Raw genomic sequence first — 1,487 nt, forward strand, 5'->3', positions numbered from 1 at the left:
ATTATTAACACACTCCTATAATCTCTAAAAATTTATTTTCGTTTTTTATAATCTTATTATTCATTTATACTTGAATCGTCTTTTTTGTATGTGAAATTTTCCCTTAACGTACAATATTTTTTTGTCGTTTCGAGCTAAATATAGCATACATACAACAAGGGAATGCAGTACATATCAGCATACAAGCATTCCCTTGTTATTTTTATGTTATTACTTTACATTTTATGTCCCCACTGGTCAAAGTGATAATCTTTACCGTCGATTTTAAACCAACCGTCTGAATAAAGTGAACCATCTTCTCTAGCACAATACCAAAGGTATCCGTATGCAAGAGGCCAAGGTCTATATCCACCACCAACTTGGAACCATCCTGTTTTAGCTGCTCCATTCTCATCGAAGTAATAATATTTATTATCGATAGTTTGCCAGCCCGTTTGTGCTACGCCGTTATTGTCAAAATGGTATAGTTTACCATCTGTTTTTTCAAATCCTGCGCGGTTAACTGATCCGTCTTCATGAAAATAATATTTTTTTCCGTCAATGTTTTTATAATCATTGAACGTATCATTGAGGCCATTTGTGAAATAGTATCTTTTACCGTCTATCATTTTCCAACCGGTATAGGAAGGTCCATCCTCTAAACTATAATATGCTATTGTATTCGTATTTTTGTTGATTCCTGTTTTTAAAATCGAACCGTCTTGATTAAATGCTAATGTTTTCTTGTCAAGCTTAACATTAACACTGCTGTTTATAGCTTCTCCATTTAGCTTAGAAACTCTCTCAATCACACCTTTGTCGGAAAAGTGAAGAGTGACATCTTGATCTTTTATAGGTAGTTCATTTGTAGTAGGATGATAATCTTTAAAATAATAAACTTTACCGTCTATATCTTTCAAGCCTTCTTTAACAAATTCTCCTGAAGCATCGGAATAGTTATTACCTATCCAGACTGATCGTTGCAGAACACCGGAGTCGTTGAAGTTATAGAACTTCCCATCAATCAGTGAATCACTTCCACCTCCAGTAACCATGTAGCCATAAGGCGGTGAGAAATAATAAGTCTTCCCTTTAATGTCTTGCCAGCCTGTCAAAATGACTCCATCAGCATCTGCAAAGGAATAACCAGTACCTCGATTTATCCAACTGTTCTTTATCACGTTTCCAGAGGAATCTTTTGCAAGATATTTAGTAGGGTCCTTTTCATCAGTTATGGTCTCTATTTTGTCATACTTCTGTCTCTCATTTTCTTTACCCGGATACCACTCTATTAACCAATTATGAATTTCATTGTTGCTTTTATCAGTGAAACGAATTTCGGATTTGAAACTCCAATCAGTACCAAATTGAGAAATATTTTGATTACCAGCCAAACTTACCCCATTTTTGTTATTCAAACGGAACTGAAATTTACCATCGTAAGAATTTCCTATCTGAACAAGTTCAAACACTTCATCATCGCCAAGCGAATCGGAATATTGAAGTCC

General features: G+C 34.8%; 1 protein-coding gene. It reads right to left on the minus strand.

Annotated elements, in window-relative coordinates; genetic code table 11:
- Window positions 1–215 precede the first annotated feature (215 nt).
- A partial coding sequence (locus B5P40_RS24515; protein WP_369008141.1) for an N-acetylmuramoyl-L-alanine amidase family protein occupies window positions 216–1,487 on the minus strand: 1,272 nt, incomplete at its 5' end.

This window comes from Bacillus sp. SRB_8, assembly GCF_003264205.1.
GTDB lineage: Bacteria > Bacillota > Bacilli > Bacillales > Bacillaceae_G > Bacillus_A > Bacillus_A mycoides.